This window comes from Gemella sp. 20925_1_85, assembly GCF_041433735.1.
Taxonomy (GTDB): domain Bacteria; phylum Bacillota; class Bacilli; order Staphylococcales; family Gemellaceae; genus Gemella.
On the sequence record NZ_JAPWCC010000009.1, the window covers coordinates 41,080 to 61,355 of the forward strand.

Below are 20,276 nucleotides of genomic sequence, written 5' to 3' on the forward strand. Positions count from 1 at the left end.
TATAAAAATAAATTTATTAAAATAGATTTTTTATACTCAACTAATCTATTTTCATTAACATTAAGGAGAGCGACATGACAAAATCATTAAAAAAATATCTATTGCTTATCGCAACGGTTATTCTTTCAGTTACTCTTGCTGCTTGTGGCATGGGGGCTTCTACAGAACAAATCGTTAATAAATCAGTAGAATCATCTAAAAACATAAAAAGTACAGATTTCGTAGCAACTAACAGTTCTGAAATTTTAGTTGGTGAGCAAACTCAAACAGTTGAAAATACTGTATCAGGATCATTAATTATCGATCCTCTAGCAATTAAAGCTACTACTGATGTGAAAGCTCAAGGTCAAAGCCAAACACTAGAATTATACATTAAAGATGGAACTGCTTATGCAAAATCAACAGGACAAGATGAGTGGGTTAAAAGCTCAAGCAGCAGTATTACTGCTCAATTCGAAAACCTTAAAAAAATTGCAAACTCAGAACAAATCTTAGAATTCTACAAAAAAATTGCTAAAGACTTCAAGAAAACTGAAGAAAACGGAAACTACGTTCTAACATACACAGGAAGTGGAGACCAATTTAAAGATCTTATGGTTGCTGTTGCAAACGCATCTTCTGGAAACGAAGTAAATGCTAGTGCATTCAACAACGTTGATTTCAAAAACGTTACAATCAAACTTGTTGTTACTAAAGATTACACACCTGTAACTAACGAAGTAAACATGGAGCTTGCTACTAAAAACACATCAACTCCAACAACAATGAAAATCAAACAAAACATTCAATACTCTAACGTAAACAACGTTAAAGAAATCAAACTACCTGATGAAGTAAAAAATGCTAAAGAGGTAGCTGCTGATACTCAAAAATCACAATAATAATATTACCTACTTACTCAAAAAGTAAGTAGGTTTTTTATTAATCAATTTTGTATTTCTACAATTTAAAAATTAAGGTTAAATTTTTAGATACTTTATTTTTATATTTGAGTTTATGTAAATATATCCTTTCAGTTTACAATGCTCTTTTCATCTAGTATAATAATATGTACGATTAAAATATCAGGAGGTAATTTGAACTTATAATTATAGCGCCCGAACTAAGTTCTAAAGGTTAAATTGAATTTAGTTGACGAGGAAAAAAGTTATCGAAAATTCGGCGGATGCTTTTTCGGAACCAGAGAGTTTCGTTAGATAATGTACAATGGGGTGCACTTTACTATTTCTAGGAACGAAGAGACGACGAAATAGTTAGGTGCAGCGTATGCAACAGCAACTTAGTTTTTAAGGAAGAATGACGCTAAAAACTTTAGTTGCCACTGCTGGGGTGTACCTTTGTATCTTTAGGAACACAGTGACGACGAAATATTAAAGTGTATAAAAATAAAATATTTCACAAAGTATGTTAAGTCATACCTAGACGCAGTGGTTTATTGATTTCAAAAATCGCAAAAAAGCTCTTTTGAAATCTAATAAACTGTGCGGGGGCGACTCGACAAAATCAATTTCTTCGAAATCACGATTTTTGAGTCGCTCCCACAGCGTATGCAGTAGTTAAGGAACGCAATGTTAAATTTTAAAACCCTTCAAAATCATTATCCCCTCTCTACAGGCTCATTATGTCTTCTTTTAAGGTTTACATAAACTTGATTAAGTATAATAAACTCCAAGAAGTATAATATTTTTGAGCATAGGTATAAAAACTTTATAGTACTTTCTATAGAAATAAATTAAAGAAAAAAGCGAGGAATTTTTAATATGTGTGGAATTGTAGGATTTGTTGGAGAAGCAAATGGAGTTAAATTTTTAATCGATGGACTTAGCAGCCTTGAGTATCGTGGATACGACTCAGCTGGTATTGCTGGTGTTGTTAATGGAGAAGCTAGCGTTACTAAGTCTGTAGGTCGTATTAAAAATCTAGAAGCCCTAATCCCTGAAGGACTTCACCTAGAATTAGGTATTGGTCATACACGTTGGGCTACTCACGGTGGAGTTAACACAACTAACTCTCACCCTCACCAAAGCTTCAACAAACGTTTTATTTTAGTTCACAATGGAGTTATCGAAAACTTCCAAGAACTTAAAGAAAGATTTTTCAAAGGTGTAGAACTTGTTTCTGAAACTGATACTGAAGTTATCGTTCAATTAGTACAAGTTTATAGCGACCGCGGTCTTGACACTAAAGAAGCTTTCAAAAAAGCTGTATCAAAACTTCAAGGTTCTTATGCACTTTGTTTAATCGATACAGAAGATAAAGACACATTATATGTAGCAAAAAATAAAAGCCCACTTCTTATCGGACTAGGAGAAGAAAATAAAAACTATGTTGGTAGTGATGCTTTAGCAATGATTAAGTACACTAACAACTTCTTAGAAATCAACGATGGTGAGTTTGTTATCGTAAAAAAAGATAGCGTAACTATCGAAGATAAAGAAGGTAATGTTGTAGAGCGTGAAAATTTCTCAACTAACTTAAATGCTGGAGAAATCGATAAAGGTATCCACGAGCATTACATGATTAAAGAAATTCATGAACAAGTAGGAGCTATGCGTAACATCATCTCTCACTACTTCGATGGACATGATGTTAATATTGATAGCGAAATTATCAACAACGTAAAAGATGCTGATAGATTATACATCATCGGATGTGGTACAAGTTACAACGCTGGTCTAGTAGGAAGAAACTACTTCGAAAAATGGGCTGGTATTCCTACAGAAGTACACTTAGCATCAGAATTTGCTTACAATGTACCATTATTATCTAAAAAACCGATGTTCATCTTCCTTTCTCAATCAGGAGAAACAGCTGACCTTCGTGCAGTACTTACAAAATTACGTAGTGTAAATGCAGATTACAAATTCTTAGTACTTACTAACGTTGATGCTTCAACTCTATCTCGTGAATGTGATTATACATTATTACTTCATGCAGGTGTTGAAATTGCAGTTGCATCTACTAAAGCATATACTGCTCAAATCGCAACACTAAGCATACTTGCTTACGAGGTAGCTAAACAACTTTCTAAACAACCTAAATTTGATATCGAGCAAGAATTATCAGTAATTACTTCTGCAATCGAATCAATCTTAGATGATACAAAAACTATCAAAGACTTAGCTAAAAACTTATTTACAGAGCGCAACGCATTCTATATCGGGCGTGGAATCGACTACTATAGTGCATGTGAAGCAGCTTTAAAACTTAAAGAAGTTTCTTACATCCAAACAGAAGGATTTGCCGGAGGAGAATTAAAACACGGTACAATCGCCCTTATCGAAGAAAGAACACCTGTAGTAGCTCTTATCACAAGCGCTAAACTAGACTTAAATACACGTAGTAACGTAAGTGAAGTAGCTAGCCGTGGTGCTAATACTCTAATCATTACATTAGAAAAACTAGCTCGTAAAGGTGACTATGCAATCCCTAACGTAAACGAAGATCTTGCTCCAATCGCAAGTATCGTAGTTACTCAATTATTCGCATACTACGCAGCTTACACTAAAGGACTAGATGTGGATAAACCACGTAACTTAGCTAAATCAGTAACAGTAGAATAATAATTAAAATATTATAATTGATGGGAGTAGCTCTATTAAACAGAGTTACTTCCATCAATTTTTTAAAAAGTTAAGCCTTTTCTCTTTACAACCTAGAGACTTCAGTTTATAATAAACGTATAAATAATAAATTTAATTATCTTCGGGGCAGGGTGAAATTCCCGACCGGCGGTCAAAGTCCGCGAGCGAAAGCTGATTTGGTGAAATTCCAAAACCGACAGTACAGTCTGGATGATAGAAGATATAGAATAAATAAACTTACACATGCAGTACATTACGTATGTATATTTGCTGTACTTCATTGTGTAACGCTTATTTTTCATACCTTTCAGTCCCGCTTTAAAATTTTTAAAGTGGTGTTTTTTATATCTAACGTAGATTTAGAATTCACCTTTTTAAGAATAGTATTGCGGCTATTTTATTGCCTATGAAGATAGGAAAGAGGTTTTAAATGTATAAAAAAAATGTTCACTCACTTGTTTTGAGTGGTATGCTTGCAGTTATTGCTCTACTTCTATCTTTTTTTAGTTTTGCTGTGCCATTCTTGCCACCATTTCTAAAATTTGATTTTACGTTCATTCCGCTATTCATGACGTTGTTATTATTAGGATATAAAGATGCACTTTTAGTGTCATTCTTAAAAAACTTCCTACACTTCGCTTTATTATCACATGAACCAATCGGATCAATCGCTAATATCGTAGTAGAATTCACTTTTATCAGTATCATCATTCTTTTCTATAAAAAAGGTACTGCTAAGACTATTATTGGTGGAATCTTAGGAACACTAGCAATAACAGTATTTATGTCACTACTTAACTACTTCGTATTACTTCCAGCATATGGATATATTATGAATCTAGCTGACATCGTGACTAACGTAAAAACAATCGTAACGGCTGGTATTATACCATTCAACCTACTTAAAGGTGCTTTAGTAACATTCTTATTCTTCGTTACTAAGAGTATTTACAAATCAATACCAACTAGTATTCGTAGCCGTTTTGCATAATAATATTAGATACTAATTAATTTAACCATGAAAAATCCTCCATTACATCACCTTACTGTAACGGAGGATTCCTTTTTTATAAATTTCCTAGGAAATATTTAACATAATTATTCAAGAAAATACAGGTTAATGAATCAGAAAATTTTAAAAAATCATTTTCTCCCCCTCTTGATCGCTATTTATTCAATAATTCATCCAGTTTTTCTGAGTGCGATACTTCTTCTACATTTGTATCTTTTTCATTAATAACTGTATCGATATTTAACTTCTCGTCATTATTCACTATTAGACGTGCATAAATTTTCTCTCCGACATTTCTAATACTCTCATAATCAATCTTATAATCTTTAATTTTCGCTTTTGCTGTGAATGCAAGTTTATCTTTTTCTAAAATTATTTTTTCGTAAAAACCACGTGCATCAGCAGTTTTCACGACTCTAACAATCTCTTTATATTTAGGATTATTTTTCATATAAATAACGCCACCAATCGCCGCAATAAAAGTTATCGCTCCGAATATTTTCTTTTTCATTTAACTCTTCCTCCTTTTTCTTCAACCAATTGGAGATTCTTAAACTCCCTTATTAGTAAACTTTTTAGTTAACTTTTATATTATAACTTTTTAGCTATTTTTTCAATAGTTTTTTTCAATTCTAGTTTAATATTATAGTAATATCATATTTTTGACACAGTTATAATAAAATAAAACATCGATTTAAACCTTAATTTATAGGGAATGTATTCGTAATCTGCAATATTTTTCTGTAATAGAATAATTACTAGTGTGTTTTAGTACAAAAAGTGTTATAATATAGTTGACTACATTATTTTGAGAGGTTATAAAATGAGTAAAGCTATTTTAGTAATGACATATGGAACACCTGAAGAATATACATTCGAAGGTATAGCAAAATTTTTCACAAATATCAGAAGAGGAGTGCGTCCTAATGACGAAGAGATCAATCTACTTTTAAAAAATTATCTTCGCATTGATGGCTCTCCCCTTCAAGAGATAACACTTAAAGAAGTTGAACTTTTAAGGGAATCTGTAAAAGATGAATATAAAGTATACTTTGCCAATAAATTTTCTTCACCTTATATCCCTGATATAATTTCAAAAATGGAAGATGATGGTATAGAAGAATGTATTTGTTTAATTCTTGAACCACATTATTCATTCTATTCTATTATGGGTTACGAAAGATTTATTAAGAGTAATAAAATTAAATTCAATATAATAAAATCTTGGTACAAAGAAGAGAAGTTAATTGAATTCTGGGCAGATGAAATTAAAAAAATTATTACTGAAGAAATAAAAGAAGACAGCTACAAAGTAGTTTTCTCTGCGCACAGCGTACCTGAAATAGCACTAAAATATAATGATCCATACGTAAATCAAATCTTTGATATGACAAAACTTATAGCCGATAAAATAGGTCTTGAAAAAGAAAACTATACGAATACTTGGCAAAGTGAAAGTGATATTGGGATGCCATGGATTAAGCCTGATGTTCTTGAGTACTTAAGAGGGCAAGAAGAACATCCTAAGCATTATATATTTGTTCCACTTAGCTTTATAAGCGAGCATATCGAAGTTCTTTTCGATAACGATGTCGAATGTCGAGAACTTTGTGAGGAGTTTGGAGTAGCTTATCATAGACCACCTATGCCGAACTACGATTCTCGTTTAATCGATGCTCTTGTGTCAACGATTGAAGCTAACAAAAACAATCCATTTATTTCGCATAATCCAGAGAAAACAACATTTAATGAAATGGATAAACCAAAAGGAGAAATGCCAGACTTCGTTAAAGCAATGTTAGCTAATAAAAAAGATGGTGAAAAGCCTGAAATGCCGGACTTCGTTAAAGCAATGTTAGCTAATAAAAAAGATGGTGAAAAGCCTGAAATGCCGGACTTCGTTAAGAAAATGTTAGCTAATAAAAAGGATGACGAAAAGTTAGAAATGCCAGATTTTGTTAAAAAGATGCTAGCTAATAAAGAAAATGAAAAAAATACTAAAACATCTAATTCTATTACAAAATCATTAGCTAATAAAAAAGATAAAGTTGTTTTAAAAATACTCAAATCAATCTTAACTATCCTTAATAAAAAATAAATATCAATAAGCAACAGACTCTAATGAATAATGCATTAGAGTCTTATTTTTTACATAAAAAATATAAAAAATTACTTTGATATTTAACTGAGATTTTAATTAATAAACTTATTAATTTTTTATTAAAAATTATATAATATATCATATAATTTTTAGTTTACATATTAAAATCAACGTTAATCAACATTATTATAATTTTTAAGGTTAATAAATTTTATTATATATTTTGTTTATATATGTGATTTTTTATGTTATAATAAAAGTGAAAGTTAAAGGAGGGCTGACTTTATGAAAAAAAATAAAATTACACTAGCTTTATCTAGCATATTACTTTCAGTTTCCTTAGTAGGTTGTAGTAACGGAGACGGACTTAATCGTTCTGCAAAAGACGGAAAAGAAAATGAAGTAGAAAAGGCAGCTATAAAACTAGTTAAAGCAACAAAAACAGGGGATTACAATCTAATCAGCGCAGATGAATTGAAAAAATCTATAGATAATAAAGAGGATATGATTCTAGTTGATACAATTCCTGCGGATCGATTTGAAAAAACAAAAATCAAAGGTGCTGTTAACGCTGGTCTTCCAAAAGAAATGAAGGATTTAAAACCAGAAGAAAAAGAAGCATTTTTAAAAACTCTAGGGGATAACAAAGATAAAAAAATCGTTATATACTGTGGTTTTGTAGCTTGTGAAAGAAGCCATGTTGGAGCAGTCTTAGCAAAAGAAGCTGGCTATAAAAATGTCTATAGATTTCCGGGCGGAATTGCCGCATGGTTAGATGCAGGAAATAGCATCGATAAATAACATTAAAAACTTTGCACTCGTGGATAATTATGAGGATTTACCGCGCACTTGCAATATAATTTAACATTTGTAGGTAATTATGAGGATTTACCGTACGAATACCTTAATTAGATAAATTTTTAGAAAAGTTATTTTGTAAGAGAACTTCTTCTAGTTCTGCAAACATGATCAAACATTCCTGATTTTTATCCAAATAACAATTTCGCCCAAAATAAAGAGGCAGCTAAACATAGCGGCCTCTTTATTTTTTTCTTCCAAATTTGAATATATCTTTCTTAAATAATGGCACATTATCAAAGTACTCACCTTTATATAGCGGATGACACTTTAATAGCCTCTTAATAGTTAAATATGTACCTAAGAAAAAACCAAATCTCTTATAACTTTCCAGAGCATAGCTTGAACATGTAGGAGAAAATCTACACGTCGGTCTTGTATAACGCGATATATATTTTCTATACAAGTTTATTAAAAATATGCATAATCTTGCCATAGATTCTACTCCTTTCGCTCTTTATTTTATCAACTAATGAAATTTATTTCAATTTTTTAAATCAAAAAATATACCTACTATATATGATATCGATTATCATTTATATTTCTTTCCATTAGGAAACATTGCTAAATCAACATTCTTTTTAGAGAATAATTCTCAATAACTTTTATAAGCTTATTAACTTTACATAAGAAATTCATGGTGCTATAATTTAAGCATAAATTCAAAAATAAAGGAGAGACATTAATATGACACGTACAACAGAATTAAACAAACTTGTTGCAAATTTAACAGTATTATACACAAAATTACACAGCTTCCACTGGTATGTAAAAGGACGTAGCTTTTACACACTACACGAAGTATTTGAAAACTACTATAACTACACAACTGAATCTTTAGATGAGGTTGCTGAAAGATTATTAGCAATTGGAGGTCGTCCAGTTTCTACACTTAAAGGTGCTTTAGAAATCGCAACTATCAAAGAAGCAACTGAACAAGAAACAACTTCTGAAATGGTTGCAGCTATATTCCATGACTTCGAATTACTAATCAATGATTTAACTCACCTTATGGGTGTATCTGAAGACGAAGGAGATCAAGGTACTTCTGACTTAGCATTAGGATTAAAAACTCAATTAGAAAAAAATGTTTGGATGCTAAAAGCTTACTTAGCTGATTAATACAAAAAAACTATTCGTTGCACTTATCACAACGAATAGTTTTTCTTTATTTTTAAATACCTATCTATGAGCTATGCCCTTTTCTGTTCAGTACATTTAGATTTATTGCATCTACATAGTAGTTGCTAATTTGGCCATCTTTATCACTTATTTCTACATTCCAAGTTGGTATCAACACTTGATTTTCCGTTTGTGAAATATAGGTATAATATCCTAAAGTAGTGCGAACACGACAGTTTTTAGGAATTAAGTCTTCGTGATACAGTCTATTTATCGCTTGATTAGATGGTACTAACGTTTCATTTTTATCTTTTCTTATATTTGAAACACTCGTCTGAGTAAAGTTCTTGATATCTCCATTACTCTCAACACTAAAGACTATTCTCGCATTTTTATTCGAAAACACCCTAAAACTATCTATTTGTTGTTCAAAAATAACTTCATTTTTTGATGAATTATAACTAGAAAAAATATAATTTGCACTAAGCTTCATCTTTTCTAGCAAGAATGATTCTAATTCTGCTCTATAGCTACCTTTATTTACATTTGTAATAGCATTTTCAGAACTGACTTTTAACATAGATGTTTTATCTACATTTTCAACTTCGTACTTTAGACCATTCTCTTCTTTTCGAACTTCTTTCAAATCTGAGATTGTCACATTCACATAACCAAGATTATCACGTTTTGTGGCGTTATCCTCTACTGTTATATTGTCATTTTTCATAGCACGCTCGATTATTTCTTTTTCTTGAACTATTTCTGTTTTGTTTTTCTGAACAGTGTATACATAAAATGTTAACAAGACAGCATTAAGCGCAACGAATAGGTAAATAAATAATGTCTTCATCTTACCCCAGTTCATAGTCTCTCTCCCCTGTCTATCATTTCTTTTAATTTTTTAAAGCTCATATATCTATCATTATATTTTACATACCACGCTGGTACATAACTAAAACTGTTTCTATCTTTATTATAAACTTTATCATATCCTAAAACTATATCACTTATCTCTTTAAGGTTGACTCTTTCATAAAGATAATTAATCACATATTCAGTCTTTTCAACAGAATACAGTTCCGCTTCTTTTGATGAAAGATACGTTTTTGTAAGTTTTTTCGGTGATGTTAGCTTATATATCCCACTACTATTGTCCTCAGAAATAATATCAGCAAAACCATCTTTACTAAAGGCTATAGACTCCTTATGAGCTTCTTGGAAAATAGTAATCCCATCTAAAGCAGTAGTAAGTTGATAATTCGTATCCCCTACATAACCTAACTCTAAAAAACTCATAGTATTATTTATAGCTACAGTAGCTCCAACTTCTTTTCCACCTTCATTGGATGGATTTGTATATAATAATCTATTATTTATAGATCTTAAAATTCCATAACCATCGGTCACTTCATCTTCATTACTTATTCTAAGATTATCTTTTTTCTCAAATATATCCTTAGCCAGTTTGTTTAAGTTAACATCTTCAGCACTATATTCATCTATAACATTATCTTCATCAGATTCTTTTAAATAGATAAACCTATTATTCAAACTATATTTAGCATAACTCTGTTTCTTCTCGTTAAACATAGTGTTTACTTTACCATAGATTTCTTCTTTTAAAGTAATCTGTAGATAGTTTTTATCATCTTTTTTATACAGATAAATCATATTTGGTCTATCTTTTAGTAAAACTATCGTATCAAATTCTAAACTTATATTAGAATTTTCTTCAGAGAAGAACAACGGTTTTACTAAAGCAGAATCCAGGGTCACCTGATAATTTATCAGTATTTTTTCAACATTATTCGATGTAATGTCCTCGATATTTCTATTCCTAACTCTAGATTCTGTACTTTCACTATCTGAGATTACCAATAGCAAGTCTTTCAACACTTTTTTGTCTTTAATAGCATCGACACTAGCTACCTTTGTTATAGAGTTCTGAACTATCGCTTCTTCTCTTGATCCTTCATAGTTTTTCACGACACTATCTGGAATCAAGAAATTCAAAAGACTATTTTTATTTGACTCTACTGATTTTTGAGTAGTTCTCTTAGTGAAAATCTCATAATCTGGTTGATAAGTAATAATAAGATAAGATAGTGTTAAACTCATTAGAACAAGTATTCCTAATACGACTGACTTAACAGTTTCTTTCCTTTTACTTCTCATATTATTTACCTCTATAACCATTCATCATCAATCTGTTCACAAGGTAGTGTTACAAATATTATACTTCCGTATCCTTCTCTACTTTGCGCCCAAATACGACCTTTATGGGCCTCTACAATAGTCTTAGCTAACGCTAATCCTAAACCTGTTCCTCCCATACTTCTCTGCCTACTCTTATCAACCCTATAGAACCTATTAAAGATCTTATCAATGTGCACTAATGGAATTCCTACACCTTCATCTTTAATAGAAATACTCACCCTATTATGGTGATAATTTTGTCTAACCCTTACTGTGATATTCTTACCATTTGGAGAATATTTTATCGCATTATTAACAATATTATCAAACACCTGTGTAAGTTTATCCTGATCACCTTCTACGAATATCGGGCTCTTAGGAATATGTTTTATAAAGTTTTTCTCAGGATGTGTTAGAGCAAATCTATCGGTAATCTGCTCAAGCATTTTATTTATATCAATAAACTCTTTTTCATAATGTTCTTCTTTGATATCCATCTTACCGAGTTGCATCAACTCATTTACCATTCTTATCATACGAGTAGTCTCTTTATGAATAGTATCGATAAACTGCGGAGCAAGTTCCTTATCTTCAAGCACACCCTCTTCTAGCGCTTCAATATAACTGTTCATCGTCGTTAGAGGTGTACGAAGTTCATGAGATACAGTCGATACGAATTCTCGACGTTCTTTTTCTTGACGTTCTTGATCTGTTACGTCATAAAGAACGATAATATATCCCTCTAGCTCCGTTGACATCTGAGTTAAATCTTCTTTATCTTCTTTTTCTATCTTAGAAATTTCCGCACGTAAAAGCAATTCTTCATCACTTCTTGAAGCATTTACCAGAAGACTATCTTCCGCTTCTAATATTTCCTCTATACTCTCATACTCAGTAATATTAAGAATTTTCAGCACATCTTTTCCGATGAAAATTTCATCATTACGTCCACCTAGCATATCCTCAGCACTTGTATTTATAAGGATTATTCTACCGTTATTATCCGTTGTAATAATCCCATCCATCATACTTTCGATAATCGTCGCAAGTTTCCTACGTTCAGTCTCAGTTACAGCTTGTTCTTCTTCTATCCTCTTAGAAATTTGGTTAAACACTTTTGCTAAATCTCCGATTTCGTCATCTGTATCTATACCAACTACTGTACCGTAGTTTCCTAAAGCCATCTTCTTAACTTGAGAACTCATCTTCTCTATAGAACTCGTCACCGTTTTTGATGCCACGAATCCTATAACTGTAGTGATTAATATCGATAGGATAGTTCCCACTATGAAGATTTTAGAAATACTATTTACCTCTTGATAAACACTTTCTATATCAGCCATAAGCGAGATTACACCAACAACTTCATTATCCTTTTTAACAGGACTCACATAGATCCATACACGCTTATTACTATCAGCATTATTTTGAATCTGTTTAGTACTCTCACCAGTCTTAATAACCTGACTTACAAGTGGATCAAACGACCTTTTCGCAAGATATTCATCATTTCCATTTTTTGAAGAAGTCGCTATGATTTTCGAATCTTTATCTATGACATTTACTAATAATAACTTTTGAATATTAAACTCACTAACAAGTTTAGCTATCCCACTTTTCGAATCTTTATTATTCTTTGTAGACTCCTCTTGAGTACCAGTATCATCAAGAGCTTTCGAAGTATCTTCTCCGCTACCACTAGCTTTTTCTAATTCCTCACGAACATGGTAGTTTAAGATTTTTTCTTGTTCAATAATATTTTGTTCAAATGTATTTATATTACTGTTTCTTAATTGCGTTGTAAAGAACAATCCAATAAGTTGCAATGATATTATGTTAACTAAAACATAAACTATTACGAACTTAGTTCGAATTGATGAAAAGAATCTTTTCTTAAATCTCTTCTCGAAAAAACTCATTACTCTTCACCTATAAAGTAACCAACACCACGACGTGTCATTATATATTCAGGTTGTGATGAATCATCTTCTACTTTTTCACGTAATCTTCTTACAGTCACGTCCACAGTCCTTACATCTCCAAAGTAGTCATAACCCCACACTGTTTGCAGTAAGTTTTCACGTGTTAAAACTTGTCCACGGTGTTGTGCAAGGTAATAGAAAAGATCAAATTCTCTACGTGTTAAGTCGATTTCTTCACCATTTTTCTTAATAACATAAGCTTCTGGATAAATAACGATATCCTTAATTACAAGATCTCCACCATTTTTCTCTTCAACTACTTCCTCTTGTTGCTTAGTAACACGACGTAAGTTTACCTTGACCCTTGCCATAAGTTCACGCGTTGAGAAAGGTTTAGTTACATAGTCATCCGCCCCAAACTCAAGTCCAAGAACTTTATCAATCTCACTATTTTTCGCTGTTAACATAATAATTGGAATATTTTTTTTAGCACGTACTTCTCTACACACTTCCATCCCATCTTTTTTAGGTAACATTAAATCTAATAAGATTAAATCCGGATTATCATTAAAAGCAAGTTCTACCGCTTTTTCTCCATCATTAGCGACAATTACATCGTAACCTTCTTTTTTTAAATTAAACTCTAGTATATTAGCAATCGGTTCTTCATCATCGACTACTAGTATTTTATATTCTGCCATTTTCTTCCTCCTTAGATTTATACTAAGTATTAACTAATATATTCCTAATTATATTTTTTATAAAACATTCTTTGGAGTATACTTTTTATTTTTTAACCTGTATCTTCTCATCACCGTGAGTATATACATAGTTATCAATATTATATCATTTTTTTCTATGAAGTTACAACTTTAAGCAAACGATTAACACTCTATCAGTTATGCGATAAAATACAAAATTTTATAACAAGTTATAATCCATATGAAACTATTACAATAAAAAACTCCTCGCCTGACAAAAACGTCAGACAAGGAATCTATTATAGTTCTTCTTTTTTCTTCGCAATATTATCTAATATAGCCTTGATAAAAAACTCAAAATTAACATTATAAGGATTTTTATTCAAGTTATCTATCACAGTACGACTCACTAAAAGTGCATTCAGTTGATTCTCTAATTCTTCTATGTGCTCTTCTGAAAAATTGCTTAGAATGCCTACTTCAGCTAAACTAAAATCTTTATATTCTAACGATAAAAGATCATCATCATTTTCTTTCTTCTCAAAAGAACTACCAAAAGATTTTTGGTATATGTCTAAGAAACTCTTTATACCGTGTATTCCAGCTTTTTTTACAATAATTTCATCACCCACATAGTAACCAATTGACAACAGCTCAGAAATTCTCGTAAATATATCATATTCAGAAACAACCCTCTTCACATCCCCTGTAAAGATTGCTTTTTTAATAGCCGTTTTCTTTACATTTCTAAGATATTTCTTCATACGCGTAGCGTACAATTCACCGTCTTTTTCCTTATCCATAAAAATATCTATACCTCCGATTAAATATATCGGAGCTGCATTAAAGACAATACTTTGCTGTACATCATACTCAATCGCAACACGTTGCGCGATACTTCCTCCTAGCGAATGACCTGTTAAAATAATATCATTACCATATTTTTTCTTCATGCGTGTATAAAATCTATAACACGGTGTCATATGCTCCGCTTGCCCCAAACAAATACCTACTACATCTGCATACATATCCTTCTGCCTATCAAAATAAAAATTCGTTCCCGTATAAGATAAAATATAATTCTCTTCAGCCATATTTTCAAACAATGTCCCGCTACTTCCAGTTTTCACATCATAAAAACTACTCACATAATTCAGCTCTTCTGGGAAACTCCCTACCGTTTTTTGAAGGTTGATATATTCTCTTATCATGGTTTTTGGAATCTTTATCTTATCCATCGCTTCTACATGATATACTATGAACGATGCATAACTTGCTATTTCATATAATTTTTCCATTCGCACTTCCTATCCTCATACAATATTTATTCCTCTATATTACCAATTAGTATTTTATCATAAACCATGAATTTTTTCCTATTTTTTAGTTGAGACTATACTTATAATTGGTTATTTTTTCAATTTTTTTAATTTTTATCTCTCTCGAACTTTATAATTGATTATTATTTTCAGTTATTAGTTTAAAATAGAATATTTTTTTGTTATAATAATTATATGAATTTAATTAATACGGGATTAATTTTTTAAAATATTATTCCAACATCCTAAGTAGGAGGCTTATTATGAAAATTTTACTTGCTTACTCTAGCAAAACAAAAAACACTAAAAAAGTAGCCGAAGCAATCTACGAACAGATAAAAACTTTAGGGGAAGTAGATTTACTCGACATAAAAAAACAACGAAAAAAACTAGAAAAACAATATGATTTCTATATTCTAGGTGCTTGGACAGATAAAACTAACGCCAACAAAAATATGCAACGTTTTATCGATCAACAAGAAATACATGGTAAAGATGTTGCCCTATTTCTAACTTGTGGTGTTCCTCGTGAACATTATCACGCAGATGATTCTATTAATAATTACATTGCATTTATGGAAGAGCGTAACAATAGAATTCATGAAACTTTCGTCTGTCAAGGTAAGGTTGATCCAAAGGTTATGATAGTTTTCAAAATCCTAACTTGGCGCGATCCTAACTTTATTCACAAAGTTACGCCAGATCTTGCCGATATGGTTAAAGAATCGAAAAAACACCCAGATCCGAAAGATTTAAAAGACGCTCAAAATTGTTTTAGCAATCTACTAGAACATAAAATATCACACGCATTAGCATAACTTAACACTAAAACAAAGGTAGTTATCCATTTTTAAGGATTTCTACCTTTTTTTACACAATAAATATAATATACTATTTTTAAAATTCTATTTTAAGAATTTTTTCTAAAAAACAAATTAATAGTGAACTATTTTTTTCGTTAATTAGGATAATTTATACAAATACTTAATGAAATTATTTTAAGTAATATATATCTTTTTATAAGTTTAAAGAATAATTCCCTTTTTATCAGAACACCATTATTATCATAGATTATTCGCTAATTATAAATTTTAAAAGTTATAGTTTTTATCCCTATTATATATAATATACTTTAATATTAAATATTAATAATTCACTATTACTTAAAAATATTTTGACTTTTAGTATATAAAGTTGTAGAATATCTTAAGTGATATATTATTATATCATCTAAATTAACATAATGGAATTTCGCCGACGAAATTTCTTTGGAGGAATTATGATAAAAAAAGAATTTAGTAGCCTTTTAAAGAGCAAAGGGTTAAAAGCTACCATGGCTACCGTTCTTCTAGTTCCTGTCCTATATTCAGGAACTTTCCTAAAATCCGTTTGGAATCCATATGACAACACTGGAAACATGAAAGTCGGAGTTGTTAATCTAGACCAAAAAGTAGATTTTAATGGAAAAACTCTAGAAGTCGGGAATTCGATGGTCGAAAAACTAAAAGATAACAAAAAAGTAAATTGGCAATTCGTCGATAAAGATACAGCCGATAAAGAATTACGAGAAGGAGACTACTACATGGTAGTTACAATACCACAAAACTTCTCCAAAAATGCTACATCATTATCAAACGATAACCCAGAAAAAATGAACATCGACTTTACTACTAACTTTACTAAGAGTAAAAACGGTGAAAAAATCATGGAAACTGTAGCGAGTAACTTAACGAATACCGTTAAAGATCAAGTTGTAAAAACTTATACAGCTACTCTATACAGTAAGTTTTCTGAGATTGGTTCTTCACTTCAAAAAGCAGCCGATGCTTCAAACCAACTGAACAATGGACTTGGTCGTCTTAGCGAAGGTGGCCAAAAACTTGGAAGTGGTATTAATCAACTTGCCGACGGTTCTGGTCGCCTTGCTTCTGGACTTGGTCGCCTTAGCGAAGGTGGTGCGAAACTGAGCGGTGGTATCGATCAACTTACCGATGGTTCTGGTCGTCTTTCTGCCGGACTTGGTCGTCTTAGCGAAGGTGGCGCGAAACTAAGCGGTGGTATCGATCAACTTACCGATGGTTCTGGTCGTCTTTCTGCCGGACTTGGTCGTCTTAGCGAAGGTGGCGCGAAACTAAGTGGTGGTATCGATCAACTTACTGACGGTTCTGGTCGTCTTGTCTCTGGACTAAATCGTCTTAGCGAAGGTGGCGCGAAACTTGGTAATGGTATCAATGAACTTTCTGACGGTTCTAATCGCCTAACAGCTGGACTAAATCGTCTTAGCGAAGGTGGTGCGAAACTGAGCGGAGGTATCAACCAACTTACCGATGGTTCTGGTCGTCTTTCTGCTGGACTAAATCGTCTTAGCGAAGGTGGCGCAAAACTTGGTAACGGAGTTTCTCAACTTCAAGAAGGAGCTGAAAAACTATCAAGTGGCCTAAGCACATTAAATGATAAAAAAGCTGCACTAGTTTCTGGTGTAAATGAGCTTACTGCAGGTTCTAATCAGCTTACTATCGGTTTTGACACATTCAAAACTAAGAGTGTTATGCTAACAGATGGAATAGATAAACTACACAAAGGAAGCGAAGCATTTAAAGAAGGTCTTTTAAAATATACGAACGGAGTACTTACTCTTAACGAAAAACTACTAGCTAAAAAAGGTGATTTAGAAAAACTTAGCGCCGGAAGTGCTACACTTAACAACGGCATCGACAGATTATCAGATGGAATTTCTCAAATCAACTCTAAGCTAGCATCTAAAAAAGATGACTTAAATAGATTAGCCGCAGGTGGTACTGAACTAGAAAATGGTGTTGCTAAACTTTCTGAAAGCACACCGAAATTAGTAGATGGCGCAGATAAAATCAACACTGGATTAAATGCACTAAATTCTAACTTACCTAGTGACAGCGACTTAGCCGCTAAAAAATCTAACCTAACGTCTACATTAGACAAACTAAAAGGATTAAAAATCACATATAGAACTAACTTTAATCCATTATCTAGTGCTTTCACAGATTTAGGTGCTCAAATAGAAAGTCTTAAAGAAATTGTAAGTCGTATAGATACACAATCTACAACTACAACAACTACGACTACTACACCAGCTGCACCTACACCTGCTCCTACTACTAATTTCTCAGGGTTGGAGCAAACATTAGCATCAATGGACTTAAAACCAGAGCAAAAAGCTCAAATTCTTGCTGCAGCTAAAAGTGACGCAGCTGCTACACCTGCTGCACCAGCACCACAACCAACTACTACTGTTCAAAATAGCAGTAACAATAATAATAACCAAATAAAAGCTGAACTTACTTCTGCAATTAACAGTGCTTCATCAAAATACTCAAGCATGAAATACCGTGTAGGAAAATTAAACTACATTCAAACTCAACTTGATAAATTCGATGTAAACTCTCTTGCAGCTGACCTTGAAGGTTCAATTAACGGACTTTCTAGCATTAAATCAGCCGTTGGGCAACTTGCTGCTGGAAGTGGTCAATTAAAAGCTGGATTAACAGTAATGAACGAAAAAACTCCTACTCTTATCGCAGGATTCAATCAATATAAAGGTGGAGTTGATGCAACTGTATCATCTCTAACTTCAGGTGAGTTAGTAAATGGACTTAACCAACTAGCAAGTGCCACTCCAAAACTAAAAGAAGGTGTTTCTTCTTACACTAACGGAGTTAACTCACTAACTACATCAATGACAACTGGAGAACTAGCACAAGGTGTTGGCACTCTAGCAAGCAAAGGAACTGAATTACAAGCAGGATTCAATCAACTTTCAGGTGGTATCCAATTAATCCATGAAAAACTTCCTGAGTTAGCTGGTGGAATCGACGCTCTAGTCGACGGAAATGCAAGAATCAATGCAGGACTGAACAAACTTCAGGCTAAACTTCCTGAACTAAGCATCGGTATCCAAGAACTTGATAATGGCGGTAAGAAACTTTACCAAGGATTAACTGATATGAAAGCTAAAGCTCCTGAGTTATTAAGCGGACTTAACAGCGCTAAAGAGGGTGCTGATAAACTTCACAACGGACTTTCTGCTATCCAAGCTAAAGCTCCTGAATTATTAAGTGGACTTAACAGCGCTAAAGATGGCTCTGAAAAACTTTCTAACGGATTATCAGCCATGAAAGCTAAAGCTCCTGAACTTATCAACGGGGTTAATAGTGCTAAAGAAGGTGCTGATAAACTTCACAATGGACTTTCTTCTATGCAGGCTAAAGCTCCTGAACTTATCAACGGGGTTAATAGTGCTAAAGAAGGTGCTGATAAACTTCACAATGGACTTTCTTCTATGCAGGCTAAAGCTCCTGAACTTATCAACGGAGTTAACAGTGCTAAAGAGGGTGCTGATAAACTTCACAATGGACTTTCTTCTATGCAGGCTAAAGCTCCTGAACTTATCAACGGAGTTAACAGCGCTAAAGAGGGTGCTGATAAACTCCACAACGGACTTTCTTCTATGCAAGCCAAAGCTCCTGAACTTATCAACGGAGTTAACAGCGCTAGAGATGGTGCTATAAAACTATCTGGTGCACTAACTATTATGCAAGCTAAAGCTCCTGAATTACTTTCTGGACTAGAAAAAGCTAAAGATGGTTCTGGATTATTAGCTGATAAACTTTCTAGTGGAGCTGATAAACTATCAGCAGCTAAAACCGGAGATAAAAATGTAGACATGATGTCTAATCCAATCAAAACTAATATCAGCGACATCTCAGAAGAAACTAGCTACGGTAATGCAATGGCACCATTCTTCTTAGTATTCGGGCTACTAATCGCGGCTGCGGCATTCAACATTCTTTTCCCAGCTCGTAAAGCAGAATACGGAGAATCAACAAACAGCTTATTCGGTACAAGACTAGTGTCAATGACAACATTCGCTATCTTAGCAACAATCATAGAAGTAGTAGCAATGAGTTTATTCTTTGACTTTAAAGTTCAAAACTTCGGAATGTACTTCTTCGGATTAATACTTTCAGGTATCGTGTTTATGCTAATAACACACTTCCTATCGTACACATTCGGAAAAGTTGGTAATGCAATTAGCATCGGATTCGTAGCTTTACAATTCGTTCTAACTACACCACTATTCCCTAAAGAAATGCTACCATCTCTATACAGTGGTTTAATTCCTTTCACACCTGTATTCTACGGTGATACCGCTGTTAGACAAGCAGTTCTAGGTGGACTAACAAATGAAATTTACAACAGTGCAATATTAATCTTAGTTGTTTTAGGAATAATATTCTTAACTCTTACTTACATCTCTTACAACAAAAATAATAAAGCAGCTGTGAATTTAGCAAAATAATAAATAAAAAATTCTAAGTAACATCGACATTTGTTACTTAGAATTTTTTTATATTTATAGAATCCCTTTAATGGATAAGGGATGACTCGACAAAATCTTATTTCTTAAGAAATTGCGATTTTTGAG

Annotated in this window: 15 protein-coding genes and 1 riboswitch; of the genes, 8 read left to right on the plus strand and 7 right to left on the minus strand. The window is 32.5% G+C overall.

What is annotated here, in order from left to right; genetic code table 11:
* Nucleotides 1-74: 74 nt before the first annotated feature.
* The 3 genes from O3884_RS04525 to O3884_RS04535 all read left to right on the plus strand — a co-directional run bounded on the left by O3884_RS04525 (nt 75) and on the right by O3884_RS04535 (nt 4,575).
* Entirely contained in the window at nt 75-881 is an 807-nt protein-coding gene (locus O3884_RS04525; RefSeq protein WP_371452000.1) for a DUF6612 family protein, read from the plus strand.
* A gap of 879 nt (nt 882-1,760) precedes the next feature.
* Nucleotides 1,761-3,563, plus strand: a complete 1,803-nt coding sequence (gene glmS / locus O3884_RS04530) for a glutamine--fructose-6-phosphate transaminase (isomerizing) (RefSeq protein ID WP_371452002.1) — start codon at nt 1,761-1,763, stop codon at nt 3,561-3,563.
* Between the two features lie 134 nt (nt 3,564-3,697).
* Nucleotides 3,698-3,810, plus strand: a riboswitch (FMN riboswitch).
* A gap of 204 nt (nt 3,811-4,014) precedes the next feature.
* Nucleotides 4,015-4,575, plus strand: coding sequence for an ECF transporter S component (locus O3884_RS04535; RefSeq protein WP_371452003.1), 561 nt, complete (start codon nt 4,015-4,017; stop codon nt 4,573-4,575).
* Between the two features lie 175 nt (nt 4,576-4,750).
* On the opposite strand, the gene O3884_RS04540 is transcribed toward O3884_RS04535, so the two are convergent.
* Nucleotides 4,751-5,107 (minus strand): DUF1310 family protein, encoded by a 357-nt coding sequence (locus O3884_RS04540; RefSeq protein WP_371452004.1) that lies wholly within the window; start codon nt 5,105-5,107, stop codon nt 4,751-4,753.
* Between the two features lie 312 nt (nt 5,108-5,419).
* On the opposite strand from O3884_RS04540, the gene hemH reads away from it, so the two are divergent.
* The gene (gene hemH, locus O3884_RS04545; RefSeq protein ID WP_371452005.1) at nt 5,420-6,694 is read left to right on the plus strand and encodes a ferrochelatase; all 1,275 of its coding nucleotides are present in this window, start codon (nt 5,420-5,422) and stop codon (nt 6,692-6,694) included.
* Between the two features lie 288 nt (nt 6,695-6,982).
* Complete coding sequence (locus O3884_RS04550; protein WP_371452007.1) at nt 6,983-7,498, plus strand: rhodanese-like domain-containing protein; 516 nt, start codon at nt 6,983-6,985, stop codon at nt 7,496-7,498.
* A 241-nt stretch (nt 7,499-7,739) separates the two neighbouring features.
* On the opposite strand, the gene yidD is transcribed toward O3884_RS04550, so the two are convergent.
* Nucleotides 7,740-7,991, minus strand: coding sequence for a membrane protein insertion efficiency factor YidD (gene yidD, locus O3884_RS04555; protein ID WP_371452009.1), 252 nt, complete (start codon nt 7,989-7,991; stop codon nt 7,740-7,742).
* Nucleotides 7,992-8,242: 251 nt separating this feature from the next.
* On the opposite strand from yidD, the gene O3884_RS04560 reads away from it, so the two are divergent.
* The gene (locus tag O3884_RS04560) at nt 8,243-8,677 is read left to right on the plus strand and encodes a Dps family protein (protein WP_371452011.1); all 435 of its coding nucleotides are present in this window, start codon (nt 8,243-8,245) and stop codon (nt 8,675-8,677) included.
* Between the two features lie 64 nt (nt 8,678-8,741).
* On the opposite strand, the gene yycI is transcribed toward O3884_RS04560, so the two are convergent.
* From yycI to O3884_RS04585, 5 genes are all read right to left on the minus strand, one after another.
* Nucleotides 8,742-9,542, minus strand: coding sequence for a two-component system regulatory protein YycI (gene yycI, locus O3884_RS04565; RefSeq protein ID WP_371452013.1), 801 nt, complete (start codon nt 9,540-9,542; stop codon nt 8,742-8,744).
* On the minus strand, nt 9,539-10,852 hold the full coding sequence (yycH, locus tag O3884_RS04570; protein ID WP_371452015.1) for a two-component system activity regulator YycH: 1,314 nt from the start codon (nt 10,850-10,852) through the stop codon (nt 9,539-9,541). The genes yycI and yycH overlap by 4 nt, the downstream gene beginning before the upstream one ends.
* A gap of 11 nt (nt 10,853-10,863) precedes the next feature.
* Nucleotides 10,864-12,792, minus strand: a complete 1,929-nt coding sequence (locus tag O3884_RS04575) for an ATP-binding protein (protein WP_371452017.1) — start codon at nt 12,790-12,792, stop codon at nt 10,864-10,866.
* Entirely contained in the window at nt 12,792-13,496 is a 705-nt protein-coding gene (gene yycF, locus O3884_RS04580; protein ID WP_314092350.1) for a response regulator YycF, read from the minus strand. The genes O3884_RS04575 and yycF overlap by 1 nt, the downstream gene beginning before the upstream one ends.
* 299 nt (nt 13,497-13,795) lie before the next feature.
* Entirely contained in the window at nt 13,796-14,794 is a 999-nt protein-coding gene (locus tag O3884_RS04585) for a Tle-like phospholipase domain-containing protein (RefSeq protein ID WP_371452018.1), read from the minus strand.
* 284 nt (nt 14,795-15,078) lie between these two features.
* Here O3884_RS04585 and O3884_RS04590 point away from each other — a divergent pair, with 284 nt between their 5' ends.
* The gene (locus O3884_RS04590) at nt 15,079-15,633 is read left to right on the plus strand and encodes a flavodoxin family protein (RefSeq protein WP_371452020.1); all 555 of its coding nucleotides are present in this window, start codon (nt 15,079-15,081) and stop codon (nt 15,631-15,633) included.
* Between the two features lie 461 nt (nt 15,634-16,094).
* The gene (locus O3884_RS04595) at nt 16,095-20,150 is read left to right on the plus strand and encodes a YhgE/Pip family protein (protein ID WP_371452022.1); all 4,056 of its coding nucleotides are present in this window, start codon (nt 16,095-16,097) and stop codon (nt 20,148-20,150) included.
* Nucleotides 20,151-20,276: the final 126 nt, after the last annotated feature.

Coding starts and splice junctions, on each gene's coding strand:
- O3884_RS04525 (WP_371452000.1), top strand. CDS start 75: ATGACAAAATCATTAAAAAAATATCTATTGCTTATCGCAACGGTTATT.
- glmS (WP_371452002.1), top strand. CDS start 1,761: ATGTGTGGAATTGTAGGATTTGTTGGAGAAGCAAATGGAGTTAAATTT.
- O3884_RS04535 (WP_371452003.1), top strand. CDS start 4,015: ATGTATAAAAAAAATGTTCACTCACTTGTTTTGAGTGGTATGCTTGCA.
- O3884_RS04540 (WP_371452004.1), bottom strand. CDS start 5,107: ATGAAAAAGAAAATATTCGGAGCGATAACTTTTATTGCGGCGATTGGT.
- hemH (WP_371452005.1), top strand. CDS start 5,420: ATGAGTAAAGCTATTTTAGTAATGACATATGGAACACCTGAAGAATAT.
- O3884_RS04550 (WP_371452007.1), top strand. CDS start 6,983: ATGAAAAAAAATAAAATTACACTAGCTTTATCTAGCATATTACTTTCA.
- yidD (WP_371452009.1), bottom strand. CDS start 7,991: ATGGCAAGATTATGCATATTTTTAATAAACTTGTATAGAAAATATATA.
- O3884_RS04560 (WP_371452011.1), top strand. CDS start 8,243: ATGACACGTACAACAGAATTAAACAAACTTGTTGCAAATTTAACAGTA.
- yycI (WP_371452013.1), bottom strand. CDS start 9,542: ATGAACTGGGGTAAGATGAAGACATTATTTATTTACCTATTCGTTGCG.
- yycH (WP_371452015.1), bottom strand. CDS start 10,852: ATGAGAAGTAAAAGGAAAGAAACTGTTAAGTCAGTCGTATTAGGAATA.
- O3884_RS04575 (WP_371452017.1), bottom strand. CDS start 12,792: ATGAGTTTTTTCGAGAAGAGATTTAAGAAAAGATTCTTTTCATCAATT.
- yycF (WP_314092350.1), bottom strand. CDS start 13,496: ATGGCAGAATATAAAATACTAGTAGTCGATGATGAAGAACCGATTGCT.
- O3884_RS04585 (WP_371452018.1), bottom strand. CDS start 14,794: ATGGAAAAATTATATGAAATAGCAAGTTATGCATCGTTCATAGTATAT.
- O3884_RS04590 (WP_371452020.1), top strand. CDS start 15,079: ATGAAAATTTTACTTGCTTACTCTAGCAAAACAAAAAACACTAAAAAA.
- O3884_RS04595 (WP_371452022.1), top strand. CDS start 16,095: ATGATAAAAAAAGAATTTAGTAGCCTTTTAAAGAGCAAAGGGTTAAAA.